Below are 23,659 nucleotides of genomic sequence, written 5' to 3' on the forward strand. Positions count from 1 at the left end.
ATGAGGAAAATATGTGAGGTGTACCACATTCTTCGGCTACGCTGGGCGCCATGACAGGGTGGACGGATTCAGGTTACGACGCAACCGGGCGGGCCGATGCCGACGACTCGCTGCGGCGCCTCGCCGCCACGCAAGCCGGGTTCTTCACCGCACGCCAGGCCGTCGGCCACGGAATAGCAGCGCACGACTTCGCGGAACGCATCGAGGCGGGTCTGTGGATCCGCGTCGAGACCGAGTTGTATCGCCTCGGCGACAGCCCGCGGACCAAGTTCGACGAGTTCGCACAGTGGTGCACCTGGTACGAGGGCGAAGCCGTCGTCTCGCATCAGAGCGCCGCCGACCTGCACGGCATGGGCCACCTGCAGCCCCGCTTCCTCCACCTGTCCACTCCCGACCAGCGCACCGTGCCGAGCAACCGGCTCGCGCTCCATCACCGGACGCTGGCGGACGAGGACTGCGAGATCGTCGGGGCCTTCCGGATCACCACGCCGGCACGCACCGCGGTCGACCTCGCCGCGGGCGGCGTGTCGCAGGAAGTGCTCGACGAACTCGTCGGCGACGCACTCGCGCTCGGGCGCGTCGACTCCGACCAGCTGCATGCCGCGGTGGCGAATCAGCCGGCTGCGGTGGCCGACCGGATCGAGCTGGCACTCCTCGCCGCAGGCTGAACACCCGGACGGCGAGGTTCTCAGACCGCGACAAGTTCGCGTGCGACGGGTGCGTCGGCGGGTGCGACCGCGTCCCACGGCACCGTCAGAACACAGTCGCGGAGACGGCGACGGGGCGGACGCACCGGAAAGCCCTGGTCCCGCAGCAGTTCGAGCGTCGCCATCCAGCGGATCCGCGGTCCGAACGCCGCGTGCGGCGCGCTCGTCGCCCACGCCCGGTCGGCCGCACGGAGCAACGCGTGGATCGGCTCACCCGGAACATTCCGGTGGATCAATGCCTTGGGTAGCCGTTCGGCGACGTCGGACGGTCTGTCCACGTGGAACGGGCTCCACGCCAGCGTCAGCGATCGGGGCCCGTGCTCGTCGAGCAGCACCCAGGCGCAGCGCCGGCCCAGCTCGTCGCACGTGCCGTCGATGAGCAGCCCGCCGGGGGCGAGACCGGACCGCAAGTGCGCCCATGCCGGTTCGACGGCCTCCTCCGGATACTGCCGGAGCACGTTGAACGCCCGCACCAGGGTCGGGCGCAGGCCCGCGAGTTCGAAACCGCCTCGGGCGAACTCGACGCCGTCGCGGCCCGGCACCACCCGTTCCGGATCGATCTCGAGGCCGACGACGCGCAGATCGCTGCGCACCCGGCGCAGTCGCGCGGCGAGTTCGAGGGTCGTCACCGGCATGGCGCCGTAGCCCAGATCGACCACCAGCGGGTCGACGGCGTGCGTCAACGCCTTCGCGATGTGGGGGTCGTGCATCGCCCAGCGGTCGCTGCGGCGCAGCCGGTTGATGCCGGTGGTGCCGCGCGTGACGACACCGACGGGTCCTCGATTCCGCACGCGGTTACCGTCGCGCGAGCCAGTCGGCGGTGATGGCCGCTTCGGTGCGGAACACGTCGACGAGATTGGTGAGGATGAGTTCTTCGAGCTTGCCGCCGACGAAGGGGATGTGCACCGTGGCTTCGGAGGTGGTGCGGAGCGTGGCGCCGTGGTCGTCGGCGAAGAGTTCCATCGTGCCCGTCAGGCTGCCCGGGCCGCCGGGGATCGACGCCTGGTAGGTGCCGGTCGCGCGGTCGGTGAACGGCCCGTACGTCTCCGTGCGCGTGATGACCATGTCCTTCTTGATCACCGTGCGGGCGATCTCCGGCAGGTCGGAGCGGGGGAGGACGTGATGCAGCACCAGTGCGATGCCCGATTCGGAGGTCGTGAACTCGCGGACGTGGTTCTCCGAGTACTTGCGCATCTCGGCCATCCGCGCTTCCCAGTGCTCGGGGTCGGCGAGCGCCTCGTACACCCGCTCCGGTGAACAAGGGAAGCGGGCGGAGTAGTCGATACGCCGTGCCACGACCGGCCAGGTTACCGCGCCGGGTGGCCCGTCCGGAAATCGCGAGTCACCGTGGGGCGACTCGGCAGGGAGTGATCAGGCGGAATGATCGCCGTTCAGCCACTGCTCGGTGAAGGTGCGCTCTGCGTCGAACAGCTCGACCAGCTGGTCGACGATCATCCCCTCGATCTTGGAACCGAGGAACGGGATCTTCACCTCGACGGTGCCCTCGATGACGACGGACGAACCCGTGCCGTCGGCCAGCAGCGTCATCCCGCCGGTGACCTCACCGGGCATCCCGTCGACGTGTGCCGAGAACTTGCCTTCGGCGCGGTCGGCGGCGAATGCACCCCACGCCTCGTGGCGCCGGATGACCAGATCGCCCGGGCGGATGCTCGTGACCATGCTCGGGAGGTGCTCGGCCGGGATGGCCTGATGAAGATCGAGTTCGATCGTGCCGTCGCCGCTGTCGACCCGCTCGACCGCCGCGCCCGGACCGCCGACCTCACGCAGCCGGGTCTGCCAGTACTGCGGATCGACGAACGCCGCGTGGACCGCGGCAGGCGGGGACGAGTAGTTCGCAGTGTGGTCGATAGGGCTGCCCATACGGGGCACGCTACCGTTTGCTGGTGCTTGATCCACGTACCAGGGCCCGGCTCGCCGAAACGGGAGCCACCGTGTCCGAGCAGGTGCCGCTGTCGGATTTCACGACCCTCCGGCTCGGTGGCCCCGCCCGGTATCTCGTCGAATGCGCGTCCACCTCGTCGTTGATCGCGGTCGTGCGGCTGCTCGACGAGCAGCGTGTCCCGCTCCTGCTCCTCGCGGGCGGCTCCAACCTCGTCATCGGGGACGACGGCTTCGACGGGGTCGTGGTCCGCGTCGCGACCACCGGTGTCGACCTCCGTGACGATCACCTCCGGGTGGATGCGGGAGCCGAATGGGACGCGGTCGTCGCGACCACCGTGGACGCCGGACTCGGCGGGCTCGAATGCCTGTCGGGTATCCCGGGCTCCGCGGGCGCGACGCCGGTGCAGAACGTCGGGGCCTACGGCGTCGAGGTGGGCTCGATCCTGCGCCGCGTCCGTCTGCTCGACCGCACTACCGGACTGGATTCGTGGGTCGGGCCCGAGGCTCTCGGTCTCGGCTACCGGACCAGCGTCCTCAAGCACACCGACACGGCCGTGGTCCTCGAGGTGGAACTGGACGTGCGGAGCGACGGCTCCAGCGCACCGCTGGCGTACCGCGAGCTCGCGGTGGCGCTGGGCGCGGTGGAAGGCGAACGCAGGCCGACGGCCCAGGTGCGCGAACACGTCCTCGGGTTGCGCCGGAGCAAGGGCATGGTGCTCGACTCGCGCGATCCCGACACCTGGAGCGCCGGATCGTTCTTCACCAATCCCGTCGTGCCCGACGGTCGGTTGCCGGACGTGCTGGCGGCCATCGCGGCGAAGGTGGGCGACGGCGTGCGGATCCCGCAGTTCCCGGCGGACGGCGGAACCAAGTTGTCGGCGGGGTGGCTCATCGAGCGGGCGGGTTTCGCGAAGGGATTCCCCGCCGCCGACGCGCCCGCGCGGCTGTCGACGAAGCACACGCTGGCGCTCACCAACCGGGGAACGGCGTCGACGGCGGATCTCGTGGCCCTGGCGCGCAGAGTGCGCGACGGTGTCGAGGACGCCTTCGGGGTTCGCCTGCATCCCGAACCCGTCACCGTCAACTGCGCGATCTGACCGGCAGCACACACCGGACCGGCAGAGTTCCGGTCACCAGCGGTTGCGGACCTCCTCCGCGAAGCCGAGCAGGTTCTCGACCCCGAGCCGGGTGCCGTCGTCGAGCACGGCGGTGCCGGTGAACCGCCCGAAGACCTGATGCTGTGTGGACCGCACGAGCAGGGCGTTCACGTCGGCCGCGCGGTCGAGGATCGGCTCGAATTCCATCTCGAAGCGCTCGTCGTTGCTGGTGAACCGCCACGGCGCCCCGTCGTAGGTGTCGCGGGGCAGATGGAAGTGCACGCGGTCGAGTTTGTGCGCCACACCGTCGTGGAAGAGCATGTTCTCGCTCGCCGCGGTGGTGTCGCCGAATCCGTGGCCGATGTTGAATCCGAAGCGCATCCCGTCGTGGATTCCCGACGCGGAACCCCAGTACCAGGTGTTGTCGTAGGTCCACACGCCGCGACCCCAGTCGAACACGCCGAACGCGGTGGCGGGGTCGAAGACCAGCTCCCGCCCGCCGACGGTGAGCGTGCCCCGCGCGGGCAGGCAGTTGATCTTCTGGTTGTAGTAGAAAGCCTTCGGTGCCCGGGGGAAGGGGGTCGCGACGACCATCCGGTCGTCGGGCGGCTGCGCGAGCGCCAGTTCGCCGGACAGGCCGCGCCCACCTCCGAAGCGAGGATGGTCGACGACCAGCCGCCGGGCCTGCCCTTCGTGGTGGTACTCGATCCGGAGGCCGCGATTGTCCACGACGACGTCACCGCGGTCGGCCGTCCACGGCAGGCGCATCCGGCCGAGCGGGAACGGAACGAGCGCGTTCTCGGTGGTCTCGGAACGACCGGCGAGATCGAGCACGCTCACCCCGAGCAGACCCACGTAGCCGTTGTCGGCGACGGTCAGGGCGATCCCGAACGGTCCGTCCTCTCCGTCCGAGAGGACGCAGTAGTAATCCCATTCCTTGATGCGGAACCGCGACGCCGCGACCCGCTGCCGGTCGTAGGTGCGGGTCTCCGCGGTGCTCCAGCCGGCCTCGGCGAGTGTTCCGTCGTCGCCGAGCAGTGGGCCGGGCGCGAGGCGTCGTTGGCGCATATCCCGTGACAGTACCGACGGTGGTGGGCGTGACGGTCCCGCCTCGCCCACCACCGCGGCGGACTCAGTCGGCCGTGCGGTGGAAGCGGCCTGCGTTCGCCTGGTCGCGCGGCTTGACGATGATCTGGTCGAGGTTGACGTGCGACGGGCGGGACGCGACGAATCCGATGATGTCGGCGATGTCCTGGGCGACGAGCGGGGTGATGCCCTCGTACACCTTGTCGGCGCGTTCCTTGTCGCCTTCGAACCGCACGAGCGAGAACTCGGTCTCGACCGCGCCCGGAGCGATCTCGGTGAGCCGGACGGGTTGTCCGAGCAGCTCGCCACGCAGCGTGCGGTGCAGTACGGCCTGCGCGTGCTTGGCGGAGGTGTAACCGGCGCCGTTGTCGTAGGCCTCGAAGGCCGCGACCGAGGTGATGGTGACGATCAGGCCGTCGCCCGACGCGATGAGCTTGGGGATCAGCGCCTTGGTGATGCGCATGGTGCCGACGACGTTGGTCTCCCACATCCACCGCCAGTCGTCCTCGACGGCCTCGGCGACCGGCGCGAGTCCCTTGGCGCCTCCGGCGTTGTTGACCAGCACGTCCACACGCGGCAGCACGGTGGTGAAGGCCTCCACCGAATCGTCGTCGGTGACGTCGAGCTCGAGCGCGGTGCCGCCGATCTCGTCGGCGAGTTTCTGCAGGCGGTCGAGACGCCGTGCGCCCACCACGACGTGGAAGCCCTGCGCGGCGAGCGTACGGGCGGTCGCCTCGCCGATGCCGGAGGACGCTCCGGTGACGACGGCGACGCGGGAATCGGGAGAGATGCTCATGGGGCAATCGTAGTGTCGGGCACCGGATGCCGCCGTACGTCCCGGCCTGCGAAGTCCCTTCCGTGCGGCTACCCTGCGGCATATGACCACCACCCGCGGTCGATACAGCTCGGGAGAGCAAACCCGGATTCGGCTCGTCGAAGCCGCCGAGCGGCTCTTCGCCCGCGGTGGTTACGACGGAGTCACCCTCGCCGACATCCGCAAGGCCGCCGGACAGCACAACTCGTCGGTGATCGGCTACTACTTCGGGACCAAGGAGGGACTGCTCGAGGCGGTCTTCTCCCATCGGTTGCCCGCCCTGAACGCCCAGCGTGAAGCGTTCGTCGCCGAGATGCTTCGGACGCGGGACACGCTGTCGGTCCGCGACCTGCTGTGGGCGATCATCCGTCCCCTGGCGGGCACGCTCGGCCGCAACAACCACTACGTCGCCTTCCTCGACCGGCTCTCGAACCACGAGCGGTTCGCCGAATGCTTCCGGGTCACCGGGCCGACGGGAACCGAGAGCGGCCGCCGGTCCGACACCGCGCTGCGGGCCCTGCTCGGGCAGTTGCCCGACGACATCGCCGGGCAGCGTCTGCGGCTGGTGTATTCCGGAACGGTCGGTGCCCTCGCGCGATGTCACCGCGCAGGCACATCACCCACCACCGCCGAGTTGGCGGCGCTCGTCGACGCGTGGGAAGGGTTGCTGCTCGCGCCGGTGTCGGGGGAGACCGCCCGGGCCCGCGGGGATGTGCGGGGGAATTTCCCACCGGATCGGTGAGGATTGGACACGAGGTGGTTCGGACGATACTTTGATCGACATGTCAGTCGGCCACACCTCCGCATCGCGGGTCACCTATGTGACCGCCGCGCTGGGATCACGGCTGCCTCTGGCGCGCGAACTCTGTTGTCGCTGCTGCGGAAAGTAACTCCGCACCGATCCCGCCCCTTCCTCGTGCGGGTCCGTCCTCCGATCGTGCTTCCACGCCGGGGATTCGGTGCGTCGATCGTCTCCCGCCCCTTCTCCGGTCATCACGTCCGGATCAGCAGCCAAGGATCAGCGCCGTGTCGGTTCCCACTCTTTCGCCGTCCGTTTCCCTTCCCTCCCGGCCGTCAGCGGCCCCTCGCGCCACCGCCTCCGGTGTCCGCGGATCCGCGCGTGCGACGGTGGTCCGCCCTCGGGCCTCTCGCGTATCGAGCCAGGTCAGGATCGTTCCGCCCGACCTGCGTATCGCCGACGGCACCGGGGCGTCGGTCTTCCGTGTCGCCGCCAATCGTGGTCCGGTCTCGCGTGACGTAATCGCGAAGGTCACCGGGGCGAGCATCGCCACCGTCAATCGTCAGGTCTCGGCCCTGCTCTCGGCGGGTCTGCTGCGTGAGCGCGCCGACCTGACCGAGCCGGGTGCCGTCGGCCGGCCGCGCGTACCCGTCGAGGTCGACCACGAGCGTTACCTGACGGTCGGCATCCACATCGGTGCCGTCACCACCGGCATCGTCGCGAGCGACCTGCGTGGTCGTATCATCGGCGCCGTCGAGGTTCCCACCCCGAGCGGCGACCAGGACACCGCGCTCGCGTCGATCACCGCGAGCGCCAAGGCTTTCGCGGGACGTTGGCACCGTCGCACCCCGTTGTGGGTCGGCGTCGCACTCGGCGGTCGGGTGGACTCGAACTCCGCCGTCGTGACGCATCCGCGACTGGGCTGGGTCGACGCCCGCGTCGGTGCGATCGTCGGTGGCGGAATGGGCCTGCCGGTCTCGGTGGCCGCGCACGTCGAGGCGATGGCCGCCTCCGAGCTGCTCCTGACCCCCGACCGCGACGCTCCCGAGGTCAAGGGCACCGGGCTCTACTTCTACGTTCGCGAAACCGCGGGTGTGGCAATAACTTTCGACGGTAAGGTGCACACCCCGGCCGGAGGTCCGGGCTCGGTGACGCATTTCCCCACCGGGTCGTCGGCGCGGTGCTCGTGCGGCGGTACGGGCTGCCTCGAAGCGACCGTGAGCGATCGGGCGGTCGTGCAGCGCGCGGTGTCCGAAGGCGTCCTCGCCGACGGCGACGGCACCATCGGGTCGCTCTACCGCCTCGCGCGGGACGGATCCGAGGCTGCCCACGGTCTGCTCGTCCAGCGCGCCACGGTGCTCGGCCGCACCGTCGGAATGCTCCGCGACCTGTTCAACCCCGACCGGGTCATCCTCGGCGGCCAGGCCTTCACCGAGTACCCGGCCGCGGTTCCGCACGTCGCCCGTGCATTCGCCGCCTCGACCACCCTGCCGCGCAAGGACATCCGGATCACCGGATTCGGTAATCGGGTGCAGGCCCATGCGGCGGGTGTCGTCTCGCTCAGCTCGCTGTTCTCGGATCCGATCGCGGCGATGAAACGCACCGAACTCTGACGGATTCCCGTCGTGGTCACACGATCGGTGGGGCGTCGGTCGCGTCCGCGGCGGCGCCCCGCCGGTCGAGTTCGGCCCGGGCCCGGTCGAGACCGCCGTGTTCGAGTGCGGCCGAATGTGATTCGTCGGCCCACACGAGTTTTCCCCGCTCACGGACCGTCACGGTCATGCGGCCGCCCAGATGTTCGATCGAGCCGGCCACGTTCCGTCGTTCCGCGGGCAGCGGGACCGGCAGGACGTGTGCGGCTCCGATCGGCGAACTTCCCGAGATCTCCACACTCCATCGGGCGCTGCGGCCCCGCAGGAGCCAGCTCTCGTCGGTGACCGTGGCCTGCACCGGCGAGGTGACGGGATTGCCCAGGCGTACGACGCGCCCGTCCGGAAGCGCGACGACCACCGCGGTCACCTCGGTGCGCAGGGGACCCGAGTGCACCTGCCCGCCGGCGAAGGCCACGCATGCCTGCGGATCGGCGAATCCCTGTGCCTGTCCCCACCACCACGAATCCGGGAAACCACCCTTGCCCCAGTTCTTCTCACCGTAGACCAGGGATCCGGTCAGCTCCCACTTCTCGTCCCCGAGGATCGCGTAGCCCTCCGCCCGGCCGCCGAGCAACCAGGAATGCCAGTACTGGTTCAGGGCCGGGACGGAGTGGAAGACGCTCGACGCGCCGAACCGGCGTCGCGGCCAGGGCCGCAGGTCGAACAGCCGGACGTCGAGCCGGGCGTCGTCGCCGAGATCCATCCACACGCGTTCGCTGTCGCCCCGGAAGACGTCACCGGCCGACGCGCCGAGCCGATCGGGATCGGCGGCGGCCACCGGATGAGCGGCTGTGCGGAGGAAACCTCCCGGATGGGCGGCCAGGCCGAGTGTCGCCCAGTGCGAGCCGGACCCGACCGATTCATTCGCGCGGTTGACCCCGCACAGGGCGATGACCACGCGGCCGGTTCCGGGCTGGGTGAAGCGCCAGAAGTAGCCCTCCATCGCAACGCCGTGGGCGGCGAGGGGATCCCCGAAGGGCAGATCGGCACCCGACGCGCGATAGCGGGTCCACAGATTCCTCGGTGAGAATTCGTTCGGAGAGAATCGTCTCAGCCGTTCGTGCACCGCCATGCCCGCTCCGTTCCGTCGATCCGTCCTGTCCGTTGTCCGGATGTACCCAGAATGGCCGCTCCCGTCACGGAGCGTGCGGATTCGGGCATCGACGACCGGAGGAGGGGAGGTACCTGCGCCCGGCGCGGTCGGTCGGCCATAACGTTGACCGGACCGGATCGGATCGAAGAGAACGCGAGAAGCACGTGACAGGAGAGAAGAGCGGCTCGTACCGCGAGTTGTTCGCAGCGCCGGGCGCAGCCGCGTTCTGCCTGGCGGGATTCGTGGCGCGTCTGCCGATCGCGATGGTCGGGATCGGCATCGTCACGATGTTCTCGCAACTCGAGGGCAACTACGCGGTAGGTGGCGCATTGTCCGCGGTGTTCGCCCTGTCGTACGCCGTACTCACCCCGCTCGTCTCCCGCGCGGTCGATCGGTACGGCCAGCGCCGAATCCTGCCCGCGGCCGCCGTCGTCAGTGCGGTCTCCACCCTCGCGATGCTTGCGGGCGTCCGTCTCGACGTGCCCACGATGTGGTTGTTCGTCTGCGGTATCCCGGCAGGACTCATGCCCACGATCGGTGCGATGGTGCGGGCCCGGTGGACACAGCTCTACGGCGGTACCCCGCGGCTCCGCACCGCCTTCGCGCTCGAAGCAGTGGTCGACGAGGTGTGCTTCATCGTCGGCCCGGTGCTGTCGGTGGGTCTGAGCGTGGCGGTCTTCCCCGAGGCCGGCCCCCTGCTCGGCGCGGTACTGCTGCTCGTCGGCACCGTGGCCCTCGCGGCCCAGCGCGGCACCGAGCCACCCGTGCAACCGCACGCCGAGGGTCGTGCGAGAACGAACATCCTGCGCATGCCCGTCCTCCTGTCGATCGTCGTCGTGATGGTCGCGATGGGTGTGATCTTCGGGGTGATCGATGTCGCGGCCGTCGCGTTCACCGCGGAACAGGGCGCCCCGGGATCAGCCACCCTGACGCTCGCGTTGTTCGCGACGGGTTCGGCGGTGAGCGGCCTGATCTTCGGTACTCGGGCGGGCTCGAGTACCCCGACCCTCCAGTTGTTCGTCGCCACCGGCATTCTCGCGGTCCTGCTGTGCCCGCTGCTGCTCGCCGGCTCGGTGTCGGTGCTGACCGTGCTGTACCTCGTTGCCGGATGCGCGATCTCGCCCATCATGATCGTCGCGACGTCGCTGACCCAGCAGATCGTGCCGCCCGAACGACTCACCGAGAGCATCACGTGGACGGTCGCGGGGCTCGGCGTCGGTGTCGCCGCGGGTTCTGCGCTGGTGGGTCAGGTCATCGACCGGACCGACGCCGGCACCGGATATCTCGTGGCGGTCGCCGCGGGCATCCTCGCGGTCACGTGCGCGGGCGGGATCCACATCCGGGCACGGTTAGAGTGACGCGCATGGCAGTTCGTGAAGTGGCCGGCATCGACGGCACCTCCCTCGTGTATCGCGTATTCGGCTCCGACACGGCACCGGTCCTCGTGCTCATCCACGGCTGGGCGCAGTCGTCACGCTGCTGGGGCGACGGAGTCCTGGACGCGCTCGCCCGGGACTTCCGGGTGGTCGCCGTCGACCTGCGCGGACACGGCTACTCGCAGGCTTCCGAGACCGGATATGCGGATCGCGCCCTCTGGGCCGGTGATCTCGCCGCCGTCCTCGCCGCCGAGAACGTCTCCGAGGCGAACCCGGCGGTGCTGCTCGGCTGGTCGTACGGCGGCCTGGTGATCTGCGACTATCTCGCCGAGCACGGCGAGGCAGCCGTCGCAGGGCTGGTTCTCGTGGGTGCCATCACGAGCATCGGCCGAGGCGAGAAGGGCGGACGCGTCGGTGCCTCGATGCGTGCCGCGATCCCGGCTGCGATGTCGGAGGACCCCAAGGAGGCGGTGCGCGCACTCGGCTCGTTCGGCAACGCGCTCACCGGCCCCGTCGAGGGCAATGGTCTCCTCGAGGGCAAGGGCGCGGTGTCGCAGGCGCTGTTCGGTGCGAGCCTGGCCACCCCGCCGCGGGTGCGTGCGGCGCTGTTCGACCGCGCGGTGGGCAACGACGACCTGCTCGCAGGCCTGGACGTCCCGGTTCTCGTGCTGCACGGCGACGCCGACTCGGTCGTCGACGTCTCCGCCGCGCACCATGCGGTGTCGCTGTTGCGGCACGCCACGACGTCGATCTGGGCGGGCGTCGACCACGGTCCGTTCGTCGAGGATCCCGACCGGTTCGTGGCCGAGGTCGGCGAGTTCGCTCGCGCGGCGAGCGCGGAGGCGGCGACACGGGAAGATCGGCAGCAGGGCAGTATGGAGGGGTGACGTCCCAGCCCAGCCGCCCGCACCGCGTGGCCGTGATCTCGGTCCACACCTCGCCGTTGGCGCAGCCCGGAACCGGGGACGCAGGCGGGATGAACGTGTACGTCCTGCAGACCGCCGTCGAGCTCGCGCGTCGCGGGGTGGAAGTCGAGATATTCACCCGCGCGACCTCGTCGGCAGACCCTGCCGTGCAACAGGCCGCGCCCGGGGTGCTCGTCCGCAACATCGAGGCCGGCCCGTTCGAAGGGCTCGACAAACACGACCTGCCGACGCAGCTGTGTGCCTTCGCTGCCGGCGTGCTGCGTGAGGAAGCGCGGCACCCGCAGGGCTACTACGACCTCGTGCACTCGCACTACTGGTTGTCCGGGCAGGTCGGCTGGCTCGCGCGCGACCGCTGGGGTGTGCCGCTCGTGCACACCGCCCACACCCTCGCTGCGGTGAAGAACGCGTCGCTCGCCGCGGGCGACACCCCCGAACCCCCAGCCCGGCAGATCGGGGAGCAACAGGTCGTCGCGGAATCCGATCGTCTGGTGGCCAACACCGCAGACGAGGCGGGCCAGCTCGAACGCATCTACGGGGCCGATCCCGCGAAGATCGACGTCGTCGCTCCGGGCGCCGACCTCAATCGCTACCGGCCCGGCGACCGCATGGCCGCTCGCGCCGAACTCGGACTCGACCCACGCGAGACCGTCGTGGCGTTCGTGGGCCGGATCCAGCCGCTCAAGGCTCCCGACGTGTTGCTCGAGGCCGCCGCGCGAGCACTCGCCGACGACCCCGGCATGCCGCTGCGGGTGCTGGTCGTGGGAGGCCCGTCCGGCACCGGCCTCGAACGACCCGACGCGCTCATCGAACTCGCATCCGCGCTGGGCATCGCGTCGCGGGTCACCTTCCTCCCGCCGCAACCGCCGGACCGTCTCGTCCAGGTGTACCGGGTCGCCGATCTCGTTGCGGTGCCGAGCTATTCGGAGTCCTTCGGTCTCGTCGCGATCGAAGCGCAGGCATGCGGCACGCCGGTGCTGGCCGCGAACGTCGGTGGTCTCGGCGTCGCGGTGCGCGACGGGGAGACCGGCATGCTCGTCGACGGGCACCGCATCGACGACTGGGCGAGCGCGCTGCGTTCGCTGGTGGGCGATCCCGATCGTCTCGCACGATTCGCGGCGACCGCGCCCGTGCATGCGGAGTCCTTCTCGTGGGAACACACCGCAGAAGGACTGCTCGACAGCTATCGACGGGCCGGGATGCGACGCAACCGGGCCTTCGGTACCGGCGAGCATTCGCTGCGGCGGCAGCGCGGAGTGTGGAAGTTGCGACGGACGAGGGGAGTCACCGCATGACCGACCGGCTCATCGAACTGATCGAATCGACGCTGCGTGATCGCGAACTCGAGTTCTCCGTCAAGGAGGGTGGGCACTTCGTCGTCGAGCTTCCGGGCGAGAAGAAGCTCGCGACGACCACTTTGCTCAGCGTCGGACAACACGGTGTGCGGGTCGAGGCATTCGTGTGCCGCAAGCCGGACGAGAACTTCGACTCGGTGTACCGCTATCTGCTGCGCCGCAACCGGCGCCTCTACGGCGTGGCCTACACGCTCGACAAGGTCGGCGACATCTATCTGGTGGGACGCATCGCCGCACACGCCGTGACCCCCGAGGAGATCGACGCGGTCCTCGGGCAGGTCCTCGAGGCGGCCGACCACGACTTCAACATCATTCTCGGTATCGGGTTCATCACGTCGATCAAGCGTGAATGGGAATGGCGAGTCTCGCGCGGCGAGCCGCTGCGCAATCTCGAGCCGTTCCGTCACCTCATCGAGGAGGAGACCGGTACGCCGTTCGACCCCGATGTGGACGACGACGAATCCGAGGATCGGCGCGAAGCGAACGGGTGACATCCATCCCGGGCGTCGTTATCGCGCCGTGAACATGCCCGGTTCGAGAGGTCTGCACGGGCGCATCATGTGACCATCACCACAATCCATGTGGTGTGGGAATGCCCGGGAAACGGTGCGTTCCCGTGAAGCGACCTGCGGTTTTTCCGAACGCGACTCGGGATTCTCGGACGGCCGTACCGGAAAATCGACCCGTGACCCAGCCGTGATGAACCCGTACGTTCGATGTAGGCCCGATACCGACGGGCGTTACACACCGGCCCCGCAGCCGCTCGTTCCACCCCCGCGGGATTGTCGGATCCACAACCTGCCGAGGGGTGGAGCGAGAGAGCAACCGGGCGTGCGTCAGCACCGCACCGTGTTGCCGGCACCGACCGTCCAGCCTCCTGTGGCGGACCCATGCGTCGGGGGCCTCGCAAGCAGCCGGAAAGGATTCATCCACATGGCAAAGTTCACGATCAAGCGCGCCCTGGGCACCCTCGCTGCCTCCACTGCACTCGTCGCGACCCCGTTCGCCCTGGGTGCGGGTACCGCCAACGCCGCATCCGGTAACTGGGATGCCGTCGCACAGTGCGAGAGCGGCGGAAACTGGGCGATCAACACCGGCAACGGCTATTACGGTGGGCTGCAGTTCTCGCAGAGCACCTGGGAGGGCTACGGCGGCTCCGGCTACGCTCACAACGCCTCGCGCGAGGAGCAGATCCGCGTCGCCGAGAACGTGCTCGCCGGACAGGGTGCCGGTGCATGGCCGGTGTGCGGTCAGTACCTCTGAGCGCAGCGCCCTCGGGCGTGACGAGCGCAGCTCACGCAGAATCGTGAGCGCAGCTCGAGCAGCTTCCGAACCCCGCGTGCGATCCGTCGCACGCGGGGTTCGTGCTCTCCGGCAGGCGAATCGCGCCGGGAACTGTATCCTCCGATCCTCACACAGCGTGTGTGACGGGCTTCACAACCGCTGCGGTAGTGTGGACTCGACCGAAAGTCGGCACGGCGTGCCAGCAGAATGCTCGGAGGATGAGTAATGAGTTTCCGCAGTCCCTTTCCCGACGTCGACATCCCGGCATCGAGTGTCTACGACTTCCTGTTCGGTTCGCTCGACGAGTCCGACCTCGCGCGACCCGCGTTGATCGACGGTGCGTCCGGCGCCGTGACGGACTACCGCACGCTCGTGGCCCACATCGACGCCGTGGCCGGAGCGCTGGCCGCCAGGGGCATCGGGGTGGGGAAGGTGGTCGGACTGCTCGCGCCGAACGTGCCGGCCTTCGCCTCGGTCTTCCACGGCATCCTGCGGTCCGGCGCCACCGCGACCACGATCAATGCCCTCTACACGGCCGGTGAGATCTCGAAGCAGCTCGACGACTCGGGGGCGGCCGCGCTGTTCACGGTCTCCCCGTTCCTGCCGCAGGCGAAGGAGGCCGCCGCGGCTGCCGGCATCCCCGACGAGTTGCTCTTCGTGCTCGACGGCGCCGAGGGTCATCCCTCCCTGCGCGACCTGCTCACCGAGGGTGCACCGGCTCCCACCGTCGAGTTCGATCCGGCGACCCATCTCGCCGTGTTGCCGTACTCCTCGGGCACGACCGGCCGGCCCAAGGGCGTGATGCTCACGCACCGCAACCTCGTGGCCAACGTCTCCCAGATCAACCCGCGCATGGGGATCGGTGTCGACGATCGCGTGCTCGCACTGCTGCCGTTCTTCCACATCTACGGGATGACGGTGCTGCTGAACGCCGCCCTCCGTAACCGTGCTGCGCTGGTGACGATGCCGAAGTTCGATCTCGTCGACTTCCTCACCTACATCTCGGAACACAAGTGCACGTACGTGTTCATCGCGCCGCCCGTCGCGGTCGCGCTCGCCAAGCACCCTCTCGTCGACCAGTACGACCTGTCGAGTGTGCACACGGTGTTCTCCGGTGCCGCACCGCTCGACAAGGAACTCGCCGGGGCCGTCGCCGAGCGCCTCGGCTGCAACGTCCGGCAGGGATACGGCATGTCCGAGATGTCGCCCGTGTCGCACGCAATCCCCTTCGACGACAACGAAACCGAACTCGATTCGGTCGGCCCGACGATCGCGAACATGGAATGCAAGATCGTCGATCCTGCGACGGGCGAGGAGGTCGAGTACCCCACCGGTGAAGGTGTCTCGGCGCCCGGCGAATTGTGGTGCAAGGGGCCGAACGTCATGGTCGGCTATCTCGGCAACCCCGAGGCCACGTCCGACACCCTCGACGAGGACGGCTTCCTCCATACCGGAGACATCGCCACCGTCGACTCGAAGGGTGCCGTCCGGATCGTCGACAGGCTCAAGGAACTCATCAAGTACAAGGGTTACCAGGTTCCGCCTGCCGAACTCGAAGCCCTGTTGCTCACGCATCCGCAGATCGCGGATGCCGCGGTGATCGGGGTCCGCGACGACGAGGGCGAGGAGGTCCCGAAGGCCTTCGTCGTCCGGCAGCAGGATTCGACGATCACCGAGGACGAGGTCATCGACTTCGTGGCCGGGCGGGTCGCGCCGCACAAGAAGGTCCGGCAGGTGGAGTTCATCGACGTGGTACCGAAATCCTCTGCGGGCAAGATCCTTCGCAAGGATCTGCGTGCCCTGAACGCCTGACACCCGCGGGGCGTGGTTCCGGGTGCCGCGGCATCGGAACCACGCCCCTGTCCGTGTCGTCAGGCCAGCATGTGCGGCAGGCCTGCCCGATAGCGGTCGGCGTCGATGCGCCGCAACGGTTCCAGTTCGGGTGGCTCGTGCAGCGTGTACAGCGCCGGAGGTTCGGCGGGGGATCCGGCTGTCTGCAGCAGTGCACCCACCGCCGCCCGTGCCGATTCGTTCGCGCCCTCCATCGTGGCGAGGTCGATGTCGTTGCGCACGTAGTCGCCCGCGAGGAACAGGTTCGGGATCGCGGTGTGCGGCTCGGGCCGGTTCGCGAGCGACCCCGCGGTGTTGATGAGCAGCGGGGTGTCGTTGGTGGCGCCACCCGGTCCCCACTCGACGCCGGGGTCGAGGAACCACGAGACGATGTCGTTCTCGTCGATCGCACCCGTGCCGTCCTCGAGGCAGGCCGCCATCTGCGCCCACACCTCGCGGGCGATCTCCTCCGGTGTGCACTGCTTGGCGGTCTTGCCGTAGAGGATGCCGGGGGTGTCCCAGTCGGAGATGTCCACCGACAGGCAGTCGTGCGCCGAGCCGTCGCCGTACCGTTGCGCGAAGTCGCCGCGCCAGAACTGTGCCTGACTGATCGACGTGAGTGCCCACGGCGAACCGAGATAGGCGACGTGACCCGGCGTGATCGGGGTGGGCCGGCGCAGGAAGTACTGGATGCCCACCATCCAATCGGTGACCAGGGCGTTCATCCCCTCGAGGCGGGGATCGGCCGAGAGGATCTCGGGTGACCACAACGACACGGCGCGTTCGACCGGCATCGCCGTGACGAACCAATCTGCCTCGGCCCGCGCCCGGTTGCCGGCTCCGTCGACCACCCGGGCTCCGGTGATCCGTCCGCCGGAGAACTCCAGAGCCTCTGCGGCCCAGCCCATCTCGAACTTCACTCCGAGGCCGCGCAGGAGTTGCGCCCACGGATCGATCCACGCCTCGTTCGTCGGTGCCGACAGCAGGCGGTCGAGGTGGCCGTACTGCGGCACGGTGCCCATGGCGTTCCACACGAACGCCTGACCCATGACGCCGATGGTGCGGGTCGAGACCGTCTGCGGCCGTGCCGCGACGAGTTGCCGCGTCAGTGCGGAGACGAGGATGTCGCGGTAGCCCTGCGACTTGCCGTCGGCCTCGAGGGTCTGCGCCCAGGTCTCGTACTCCCACTGGCCGGTGCGGCGTTCCATGCTGCTGGTGAGGAACATGACGAGCTTGCGCATGAAGACGGCGAGCTCCTGCGGAGGTATCGCACCGCCGAGTGAGAACGCGGCGGTCAGGCTCTCCTGCAGGCTCAGCGGATCGTAGATGTCGAATCGCAGCGGCGCGATGGAAGCCGGGGCGGTGAGATCGGGGGCGCCCGGAATCGCCATCCGGAAGCCGTGTCCCGCAACGAGATTGTCGAACACGCCGTTCGGGTTTCCGGGGAAGGGGATTCGGCGCATCGTGTCGGGGATGTGTTGGTAGAAGCCCGGGAAGAACCGGAAGCCGTGCTCCCCGGGCAGGTCGAGGCGGCCACCCGCCGCGGTGCCGGGGGAGGGAATGCTGCGCGCCTTGCCGCCGAGCGCCGTGGGCTCGAAGACGGTGACGTCGAAGCCGCGCTCGATCAGCTCGTGTGCGGCGGCCAGTCCGGCCATCCCGCCGCCGAGGATCGCGACCCGCCGCCCGCCGGAGTGCACCGCCGGTGCGCGGCGGGCCGGTTGCGCGGCGACCGTGGATGGAAGGGCGGCGGCAGCACCGAGCGCCCCGAGGGCAGTGAGTACGGTGCGGCGGGACATGCGTGCGTCGGACATTGGACCCCCGTGTTTTTCGATGACCGTGGACCGCGGCGCGCGCTGCGAACCCTGCCTTCCTGGCAACGCGCGTTGTCAGATATAGCCGACGATCGGGGGCGCCCGTGGCGAAATCGCCATCCGCGCGTGTCAGGATTGGGCCATGAGTATCGGAACACTTGTTCTGCTCCGCCACGGCGAGAGCGAATGGAATGCGATGAACCTGTTCACCGGCTGGGTGGACGTGCATCTGACCGACAAGGGGATCGCCGAGGGCAAGCGGGCCGGTGCCCTCCTCGCCGAGCACAACGTGCTTCCCGACGTCTCCTACACCTCCTTGCTGCGCCGCGCGATCAGCACCGCCAACTTCGCGCTCGACGCCGCCGACCGGCACTGGATCCCCGTCATCCGCGATTGGCGTCTCAACGAGCGCCACTACGGTGCGCTCCAGGGCAAGAACAAGTCCGAGATCAAGGACGAGTTCGGCGAGGAGCAGTTCATGCTGTGGCGTCGCAGCTACGACACCCCGCCGCCGCCGATCGAGCCGGGTTCGAAGTACAGCCAGGACGCCGACCCGCGCTACGCCGACGTCGACGAGGTTCCCCTCACGGAGTGCCTGAAGGACGTCGTCACCCGTTTGATCCCGTACTGGGAGTCGACGATCTCCCAGGACCTGCTCGCGGGCAAGACCGTGCTCGTCACCGCGCACGGCAACTCGTTGCGCGCACTCGTCAAGCACCTCGACGGGATCTCCGACGACGACATCGCGGGCCTGAACATTCCGACGGGCATCCCGCTGCGCTACGACCTCGACGAGAACCTGCGCCCGCTGAACCCGGGCGGAACGTACCTCGATCCCGAGGCCGCGGCGGCCGGAGCGGCAGCGGTCGCGAACCAGGGCGCCAAGTAACGGTTCCGGCAGGAGTGACACCCGACCCCGTCGCCGACAGGCGGCGGGGTCGGTTTTCGTCCGTGCTGGGCGAACAATCGGTGAACAACGCTCGAACAACCGAAAAATGCGGTGTGACGTGCGGGAAATGCCGACGACCCGGTATCCGGTGAGGTACCGGTGTCATTACGATTCGAAGTGTGAGTGTTACGCAGGCCGTCTTGCTGGCCGTGGTCGCGGCGGTCCTCGGCGGGATCGTCACCGTCGCTGTCGGGAGGCTGGCGCAGCGCCGGGCGCACGAGAGCGACGAAGCCGACCTCACGATGTTCGACGTGCTCGACGCGGTCGTCCACGGGTCGTCGACCGGGATCGCCGTGGTCGACAAGTTCCACGACGTCGTCCTGTTCAATCCGAGGGCCGAAGAGCTCGGACTCGTGCGTAACCGTCTCATCGACGATCGTGCCTGGATCGCGGCCACCCAGGTTCTGGAGAGCCGCAAGCCTCTCGAGCTCGACCTCGGCACGAAATCGTCGCTCGGACGGGACCGCCTCGCCGTGCGGTGCACGGTGCGGCCGCTTCTCGACCGCGACCCGCGCTTCGTCGTGCTCTACGCCTTCGACGACTCCGAGCAGGTCCGGATGGAGGCCACTCGCCGCGATTTCGTCGCCAACATCAGCCACGAACTCAAGACGCCGGTCGGGGCGATGGCGCTGCTCGCGGAGGCGCTGCTCGAATCGGTCGACGATCCCGACACCGTCCGGCACTTCGGCGAGCGGGTGCAACGCGAGGCGACCCGCCTCGGCAACATGGTGACCGAGCTGATCGCCCTGTCCAGGCTCCAGGGCGCCGAGAAACTGCCCGACCTCGAAGTCGTCGACGTCGACACCGTGGTCGAGGAAGCCCTCGAACGGACACACCTGACCGCCGAGAACGCCTCCATCACCGTCAGCACCGACCGGCCGAGCGGGTACGAGGTGCTCGGCGACCGGGCGCTGCTCGTCAGCGCCCTCACCAATCTCATCGAGAACGCCATCGCCTACTCGCCGGCGGGTTCACCGGTGTCGATCAGCAGGTCGCTGCGCGACGGCAAGGTCGCGATGGCCGTCACCGACCGGGGGATCGGTATCGCGAAGGAAGACCAGGAACGGGTCTTCGAGCGTTTCTTCCGCGTCGACAAGGCCCGGTCGCGGGCCACCGGGGGCACCGGCCTCGGGCTGGCCATCGTCAAGCACGTGGCCGCGAACCACCACGGCGAGATCACCCTGTGGAGCAAGCCGGGCACCGGCTCCACCTTCACCCTGCTCGTTCCGGCCCATGTCGAGGACAGCGACGACGAGACCGTCGCATGCACCGAGAAGGCGGTCGGATCGTGACACAGACCCCACCCGGGTTCCCGGGCGGACGGATATCGAGAAACAAACGGAGGACCAGCTCGTGACGCGTGTGCTGATCGTCGAGGACGAGGAATCGTTGGCGGATCCGCTCGCCTTCCTGCTGCGGAAGGAAGGGTTCGAGACGACGATCGCCGGCGACGGTCCGTCGGCCCTCGCCGAGTTCGACCGACAGGGCGCCGACATCGTCCTGCTCGATCTGATGCTCCCCGGAATGAGCGGCACCGACGTGTGCAAGCAACTGCGGACCCGCTCGGGTGTCCCGGTCATCATGGTCACGGCCCGCGACAGCGAGATCGACAAGGTCGTCGGGCTCGAACTCGGTGCCGACGACTACGTCACCAAGCCGTACTCGGCCCGCGAACTCATCGCACGGATCCGGGCGGTCCTGCGACGCGGGGCGGACACCGAGAGCGAGACCACGCCGGCCGACGGACTGCTCGAGGCCGGCCCGGTGCGGATGGACGTCGACCGTCACGTAGTACACGTCAACGGCGAACCGATCGCCCTGCCGCTCAAGGAATTCGACCTGCTCGAATATCTCCTGCGGAATTCGGGACGGGTGCTCACCCGAGGTCAGCTCATCGACCGGGTCTGGGGTGCCGACTACGTCGGCGACACCAAGACCCTCGACGTCCACGTCAAGCGACTGCGCTCGAAGATCGAGCAGGACCCGGCCAAGCCGCGCCACCTCGTGACGGTGCGCGGCCTCGGTTACAAGTTCGAGGCCTGAGCGTCCGTTGCCTGTGCTGCCGACGTCGCGGGATGGATCGCGATGAGACCGAGTCCCTGACGTCGCCGGCACAGGCGCGCGAGCTCGTCGTAGGCCGCCGCACCGAGGAGTTCGGTGAGTTCGGGGGCGTACGACTGCCAGACCGGGCGCTCGCCGACGTGTGCGTCGGGTGAGCCGGAGCAGTACCAGTCGAGGTCGTGACCGCCCTCGCCCCAGCCGCGCCGGTCGTACTCGGTGATGACGGTGCGCAGCACCTCGGTGCCGTCGGGCCGTTCGATCCAGTCCTGGGTGCGCCGGATCGGGAGCTGCCAGCACACGTCGGGCTTCATCTCGAGCGGTTCGATGCCGCGTCGCAACGCCATGGTGTGGAGGGCGCATCCCTGCCCGCCCTCGAATCCGGGACGGTTGAGGAAGATGCACGCGCCCTTGTAGCGGCGGGTGCGCAGGGCGGGCTCGTCGTCGATCTCGTCCTCTTCGAGATAACCCTTCTTGCCGAGCCCCTTGTCCATGAACTGCCAATCGGCCGGCGTGAGGTGTTTCACTGCCTTCGCCAGCTTCGTGCGGTCGTCGTCGTCGGACAGGAATGCGCCGTGCGAGCAGCACCCGTCGTCGGGCCGGTCGGCGATGATGCCTTGGCACGCCGGAGTGCCGAACACGCAGGTCCACCGCGAGAGCAGCCATGTCATGTCTGCGGCGATGACGTGTTCGTCGTTGTCGGGGTCGATGAACTCCACCCATTCCCGAGGGAAGTCGAGAGGGACTTCGGGGGCCGGGTCGAGTTTGTGTGGGGCATGGGACATACCTGCTGTCACAGTTCCCGACGGTAGACCCAGTACCGTATTGATGTGCGCTTAGGGGTACTCGACGTCGGAAGCAACACCGTTCACCTGTTGGTGGTGGACGCCCATCGTGGTGGGCACCCCACGCCGATGAGTTCGACGAAGGCCACCCTGCGGCTGTCCGAGAACATGGACGACAACGGAGACATCACACCGCGTGGTGCCGACCGGCTCGTCGAGACCACCGCCGAGTTCGCCAGCATCGCCCGCACGTCGGGATGCGGAGAACTCATGGCGTTCGCGACGTCCGCGGTGCGCGATGCCGGGAACTCCGACGAGGTCCTCGCCCGAGTGCGCCGGGAGGCCGGGGTGTCCTTGGACGTGCTGTCCGGTGAGGACGAAGCGCGGCTGACCTTCCTGGCGGTGCGCCGTTGGTACGGCTGGAGCGCCGGGAAGATCCTCGATCTCGACATCGGCGGGGGTTCTCTCGAACTCACCTTCGGGGGTGACGAGGATCCCGAGATCGCGTACTCCCTCCAGTTGGGTGCGGGCCGGCTCACCCGCGACTGGTTCCTCGAGGACCCACCCGGAAAGCGCCGCATCGCAGCGCTGCGCGACTGGCTCGATGCGGAACTCGCCGAACCGGCAAAGATTCTCAGCGGCGCGGGCGAGCCGGATCTGTGCGTGGGCACCTCCAAGACCTTCCGGACCCTGGCCCGACTGACGGGCGCCGCGCCCTCGTCGGCGGGCATGCGGGTACAACGGACCCTGACGGCGAGCGGACTGCGTCAGCTCATCGCCTTCATCTCGCGGATGACCACGGCCGACCGCGCAGAACTCGAAGGGGTCAGTTCCGACCGATCCGAGCAGCTCGTCGCCGGCGCCCTCGTCGCCGAGGCGAGTATGCGTGCCCTCGGAGTCGAGACGCTGCAGATCTGCCCGTGGGCGTTGCGCGAAGGCCTGATTCTTCGGAAGCTCGATACAGATATGGGTGGCGAACTGGTGGTGGCAACCGGATGAGCGAGAATCGCAGCAACGACACGGGGCAGATCTCCGTGGCCGAGCTGTTGGCGCGTAACGGCCAGAAGGTGGGAACGCGGGCGGGGGGGCGACGCCGACGAGGCGCGAGCGGCGGCATCTCGGTCGCCGAACTGACGGGCGAGATCCCGATCACCCGTGCAGCCGACGACAAGACTGCGCAGCGCGCCTCGGCGGACGCCGAAAATGCTGCCGAGCAGACGGATTCGGTTGCTCCCACCGCGGCTGCCGAGACGGAGTCCCGCGAACCGGCGACACCGGCGGCCCGGACGGCCACCCCGGCGCCCCGCAAGGACGAGACGCCGAAGCCTGCGACACCGAAGACGGCGACCTTCGCGCTGTCCGATGTCGAGAAGACCACCGTGACGCCGCGGGGCGCTGTCGAATCGAAGACGGCTCCCGCGAAGACCGGTTCGACGACGCCTCCGGTGAAGGCTGCTGCGAAGACGCTTCCGGCCGAGACGCCGGCTTCCCCCGAGTCGAATGCGCCCGCATCGAAGGCGTCCGTGTCGGCTCCGCCGAAGATCGAGTCGCCGACCGAGGTCATCCGTCCCGAGGCGCTTCCGCGCCGCGCGCGGGCACATCTCGGCGCGGTTGCCGTAACGGGTTCGCCGCCCGGTGAGGGAGCGGCGGTCACCGACAAGAAGTCCGAAAAGGCGAGCGCGCCGGCGGTGTCGGCGCGCAGGGTCGATGTCGCCGAACCGCGACTGTTGTCCGGTCCTGCGAGCGACCTGCAGGGCACCGGTTCCGACCCCGACGACTCGACCGACACCATCGGTGCTGCGGCCGAGACCTCCGATGCGCCTGCGGAGAAAGCACCGTCGGCGACGCGTTCGCGGAAGTCCCGAGGAAAGGGATCGTCGGCCGCCGCGACCGACGACTCGGCACGGAAGAGTTCCGGCGACGCGGAACAGGGCAGCAGCCTCAAGCAGTGGGCGTTGCTGATCGGCGAGAGTGTCGCGGCGATCGTCGCGGGTGGGTTGCTGTTCAAGGGTTTCGAGCGGTTGTGGGATCTCATGCCCTGGGTCGCCTTCGCGCTCGCCCTGCTGGTGATCGTCGGCCTGGTCGCGCTCGTGCGCGTCCTGCGGCGCACCGACGACATCACGAGCCAGCTCATCGCACTCGCTGTGGGAGCCTTCGTGTCCTTCGGGCCGCTCCTGTTCCTGCTTCCCGACGGGTGA

The 23,659-nt window shown here is 68.8% G+C and carries 23 protein-coding genes; 15 read left to right on the plus strand and 8 right to left on the minus strand.

Going from position 1 to position 23,659, the window contains the following annotated elements; translation table 11 throughout:
• Positions 1–50 precede the first annotated feature (50 nt).
• Positions 51–668 carry a type IV toxin-antitoxin system AbiEi family antitoxin domain-containing protein gene (locus GON09_RS23585; protein WP_213934020.1) on the plus strand — a complete coding sequence of 206 codons (618 nt, stop codon included), beginning with the start codon at positions 51–53 and terminating at the stop codon, positions 666–668.
• 20 nt (positions 669–688) lie between these two features.
• Here GON09_RS23585 and GON09_RS23590 read toward each other — a convergent pair whose 3' ends face one another.
• The 3 genes from GON09_RS23590 to GON09_RS23600 all read right to left on the minus strand — a co-directional run bounded on the left by GON09_RS23590 (position 689) and on the right by GON09_RS23600 (position 2,588).
• Positions 689–1,498 (minus strand): class I SAM-dependent methyltransferase, encoded by an 810-nt coding sequence (locus tag GON09_RS23590; RefSeq protein ID WP_213934021.1) that lies wholly within the window; start codon positions 1,496–1,498, stop codon positions 689–691.
• A 4-nt stretch (positions 1,499–1,502) separates the two neighbouring features.
• Positions 1,503–2,003 carry a DUF2505 domain-containing protein gene (locus tag GON09_RS23595; RefSeq protein ID WP_213934022.1) on the minus strand — a complete coding sequence of 167 codons (501 nt, stop codon included), beginning with the start codon at positions 2,001–2,003 and terminating at the stop codon, positions 1,503–1,505.
• A 75-nt stretch (positions 2,004–2,078) separates the two neighbouring features.
• On the minus strand, positions 2,079–2,588 hold the full coding sequence (locus GON09_RS23600) for a DUF2505 domain-containing protein (RefSeq protein WP_213934023.1): 510 nt from the start codon (positions 2,586–2,588) through the stop codon (positions 2,079–2,081).
• Positions 2,589–2,611: 23 nt separating this feature from the next.
• Here GON09_RS23600 and GON09_RS23605 point away from each other — a divergent pair, with 23 nt between their 5' ends.
• Complete coding sequence (locus tag GON09_RS23605; RefSeq protein ID WP_213934024.1) at positions 2,612–3,706, plus strand: UDP-N-acetylmuramate dehydrogenase; 1,095 nt, start codon at positions 2,612–2,614, stop codon at positions 3,704–3,706.
• Between the two features lie 33 nt (positions 3,707–3,739).
• On the opposite strand, the gene GON09_RS23610 is transcribed toward GON09_RS23605, so the two are convergent.
• Positions 3,740–4,774, minus strand: coding sequence for a DUF2804 domain-containing protein (locus tag GON09_RS23610; protein WP_213934026.1), 1,035 nt, complete (start codon positions 4,772–4,774; stop codon positions 3,740–3,742).
• A 64-nt stretch (positions 4,775–4,838) separates the two neighbouring features.
• Positions 4,839–5,588, minus strand: a complete 750-nt coding sequence (locus GON09_RS23615) for an SDR family NAD(P)-dependent oxidoreductase (RefSeq protein WP_213934027.1) — start codon at positions 5,586–5,588, stop codon at positions 4,839–4,841.
• Positions 5,589–5,670: 82 nt separating this feature from the next.
• Between GON09_RS23615 and GON09_RS23620 the strand changes: the two genes are divergently transcribed.
• Complete coding sequence (locus GON09_RS23620) at positions 5,671–6,348, plus strand: TetR/AcrR family transcriptional regulator (RefSeq protein ID WP_213934028.1); 678 nt, start codon at positions 5,671–5,673, stop codon at positions 6,346–6,348.
• Between the two features lie 284 nt (positions 6,349–6,632).
• Complete coding sequence (locus tag GON09_RS23625; RefSeq protein WP_213934029.1) at positions 6,633–7,958, plus strand: ROK family transcriptional regulator; 1,326 nt, start codon at positions 6,633–6,635, stop codon at positions 7,956–7,958.
• Between the two features lie 16 nt (positions 7,959–7,974).
• Here GON09_RS23625 and GON09_RS23630 read toward each other — a convergent pair whose 3' ends face one another.
• Positions 7,975–9,069, minus strand: a complete 1,095-nt coding sequence (locus tag GON09_RS23630; RefSeq protein ID WP_213934030.1) for a tocopherol cyclase family protein — start codon at positions 9,067–9,069, stop codon at positions 7,975–7,977.
• A 185-nt stretch (positions 9,070–9,254) separates the two neighbouring features.
• On the opposite strand from GON09_RS23630, the gene GON09_RS23635 reads away from it, so the two are divergent.
• The 6 genes from GON09_RS23635 (at position 9,255) to GON09_RS23660 (ending at position 15,840) form a co-directional block, all read left to right on the plus strand.
• On the plus strand, positions 9,255–10,448 hold the full coding sequence (locus GON09_RS23635; RefSeq protein WP_213934031.1) for an MFS transporter: 1,194 nt from the start codon (positions 9,255–9,257) through the stop codon (positions 10,446–10,448).
• 5 nt (positions 10,449–10,453) lie between these two features.
• Complete coding sequence (locus GON09_RS23640; RefSeq protein ID WP_244865623.1) at positions 10,454–11,353, plus strand: alpha/beta fold hydrolase; 900 nt, start codon at positions 10,454–10,456, stop codon at positions 11,351–11,353.
• Positions 11,350–12,684, plus strand: coding sequence for a D-inositol-3-phosphate glycosyltransferase (mshA, locus tag GON09_RS23645; protein ID WP_213934034.1), 1,335 nt, complete (start codon positions 11,350–11,352; stop codon positions 12,682–12,684). The genes GON09_RS23640 and mshA overlap by 4 nt, the downstream gene beginning before the upstream one ends.
• On the plus strand, positions 12,681–13,235 hold the full coding sequence (locus GON09_RS23650) for a YbjN domain-containing protein (RefSeq protein ID WP_213934035.1): 555 nt from the start codon (positions 12,681–12,683) through the stop codon (positions 13,233–13,235). The genes mshA and GON09_RS23650 overlap by 4 nt, the downstream gene beginning before the upstream one ends.
• Positions 13,236–13,677: 442 nt before the next feature.
• Positions 13,678–14,007: a transglycosylase family protein gene (locus GON09_RS23655; protein ID WP_213934037.1), complete on the plus strand. Its 330-nt coding sequence runs from the start codon at positions 13,678–13,680 to the stop codon at positions 14,005–14,007.
• Between the two features lie 246 nt (positions 14,008–14,253).
• Complete coding sequence (locus tag GON09_RS23660; RefSeq protein WP_213934038.1) at positions 14,254–15,840, plus strand: 4-coumarate--CoA ligase family protein; 1,587 nt, start codon at positions 14,254–14,256, stop codon at positions 15,838–15,840.
• 59 nt (positions 15,841–15,899) lie between these two features.
• Here GON09_RS23660 and GON09_RS23665 read toward each other — a convergent pair whose 3' ends face one another.
• The gene (locus tag GON09_RS23665) at positions 15,900–17,669 is read right to left on the minus strand and encodes a hydroxysqualene dehydroxylase (RefSeq protein ID WP_213934039.1); all 1,770 of its coding nucleotides are present in this window, start codon (positions 17,667–17,669) and stop codon (positions 15,900–15,902) included.
• Between the two features lie 142 nt (positions 17,670–17,811).
• Here GON09_RS23665 and GON09_RS23670 point away from each other — a divergent pair, with 142 nt between their 5' ends.
• The 3 genes from GON09_RS23670 to GON09_RS23680 all read left to right on the plus strand — a co-directional run bounded on the left by GON09_RS23670 (position 17,812) and on the right by GON09_RS23680 (position 20,661).
• Complete coding sequence (locus GON09_RS23670; protein WP_016933293.1) at positions 17,812–18,558, plus strand: phosphoglyceromutase; 747 nt, start codon at positions 17,812–17,814, stop codon at positions 18,556–18,558.
• 179 nt (positions 18,559–18,737) lie between these two features.
• A complete protein-coding gene (locus tag GON09_RS23675) occupies positions 18,738–19,910 on the plus strand; it encodes a sensor histidine kinase (protein WP_213934040.1) in 1,173 nt (390 codons plus the stop codon).
• 61 nt (positions 19,911–19,971) lie between these two features.
• Positions 19,972–20,661 (plus strand): response regulator transcription factor, encoded by a 690-nt coding sequence (locus GON09_RS23680; protein WP_213934041.1) that lies wholly within the window; start codon positions 19,972–19,974, stop codon positions 20,659–20,661.
• Here the strand turns inward: GON09_RS23680 and GON09_RS23685 are convergent.
• Positions 20,643–21,461, minus strand: coding sequence for a hypothetical protein (locus GON09_RS23685; protein WP_213934617.1), 819 nt, complete (start codon positions 21,459–21,461; stop codon positions 20,643–20,645). The two genes, GON09_RS23680 and GON09_RS23685, sit on opposite strands and share 19 nt — an antisense overlap.
• 45 nt (positions 21,462–21,506) lie before the next feature.
• On the opposite strand from GON09_RS23685, the gene GON09_RS23690 reads away from it, so the two are divergent.
• Positions 21,507–22,460: a Ppx/GppA phosphatase family protein gene (locus GON09_RS23690; protein WP_213934042.1), complete on the plus strand. Its 954-nt coding sequence runs from the start codon at positions 21,507–21,509 to the stop codon at positions 22,458–22,460.
• The gene (locus tag GON09_RS23695; protein ID WP_213934043.1) at positions 22,457–23,659 is read left to right on the plus strand and encodes a hypothetical protein; all 1,203 of its coding nucleotides are present in this window, start codon (positions 22,457–22,459) and stop codon (positions 23,657–23,659) included. The genes GON09_RS23690 and GON09_RS23695 overlap by 4 nt, the downstream gene beginning before the upstream one ends.

The sequence above is a fragment of the Rhodococcus sp. B50 genome, assembly GCF_013602415.1.
In the GTDB taxonomy this organism is placed as follows: Bacteria; Actinomycetota; Actinomycetes; order Mycobacteriales; family Mycobacteriaceae; genus Rhodococcus.

Coding starts and splice junctions, on each gene's coding strand:
- GON09_RS23585 (WP_213934020.1), top strand. CDS start 51: ATGACAGGGTGGACGGATTCAGGTTACGACGCAACCGGGCGGGCCGAT.
- GON09_RS23600 (WP_213934023.1), bottom strand. CDS start 2,588: ATGGGCAGCCCTATCGACCACACTGCGAACTACTCGTCCCCGCCTGCC.
- GON09_RS23610 (WP_213934026.1), bottom strand. CDS start 4,774: ATGCGCCAACGACGCCTCGCGCCCGGCCCACTGCTCGGCGACGACGGA.
- GON09_RS23615 (WP_213934027.1), bottom strand. CDS start 5,588: ATGAGCATCTCTCCCGATTCCCGCGTCGCCGTCGTCACCGGAGCGTCC.
- GON09_RS23620 (WP_213934028.1), top strand. CDS start 5,671: ATGACCACCACCCGCGGTCGATACAGCTCGGGAGAGCAAACCCGGATT.
- GON09_RS23630 (WP_213934030.1), bottom strand. CDS start 9,069: ATGGCGGTGCACGAACGGCTGAGACGATTCTCTCCGAACGAATTCTCA.
- GON09_RS23640 (WP_244865623.1), top strand. CDS start 10,454: ATGGCAGTTCGTGAAGTGGCCGGCATCGACGGCACCTCCCTCGTGTAT.
- GON09_RS23650 (WP_213934035.1), top strand. CDS start 12,681: ATGACCGACCGGCTCATCGAACTGATCGAATCGACGCTGCGTGATCGC.
- GON09_RS23655 (WP_213934037.1), top strand. CDS start 13,678: ATGGCAAAGTTCACGATCAAGCGCGCCCTGGGCACCCTCGCTGCCTCC.
- GON09_RS23660 (WP_213934038.1), top strand. CDS start 14,254: ATGAGTTTCCGCAGTCCCTTTCCCGACGTCGACATCCCGGCATCGAGT.
- GON09_RS23665 (WP_213934039.1), bottom strand. CDS start 17,669: ATGTCCGACGCACGCATGTCCCGCCGCACCGTACTCACTGCCCTCGGG.
- GON09_RS23670 (WP_016933293.1), top strand. CDS start 17,812: ATGAGTATCGGAACACTTGTTCTGCTCCGCCACGGCGAGAGCGAATGG.
- GON09_RS23685 (WP_213934617.1), bottom strand. CDS start 21,461: ATGTCCCATGCCCCACACAAACTCGACCCGGCCCCCGAAGTCCCTCTC.
- GON09_RS23695 (WP_213934043.1), top strand. CDS start 22,457: ATGAGCGAGAATCGCAGCAACGACACGGGGCAGATCTCCGTGGCCGAG.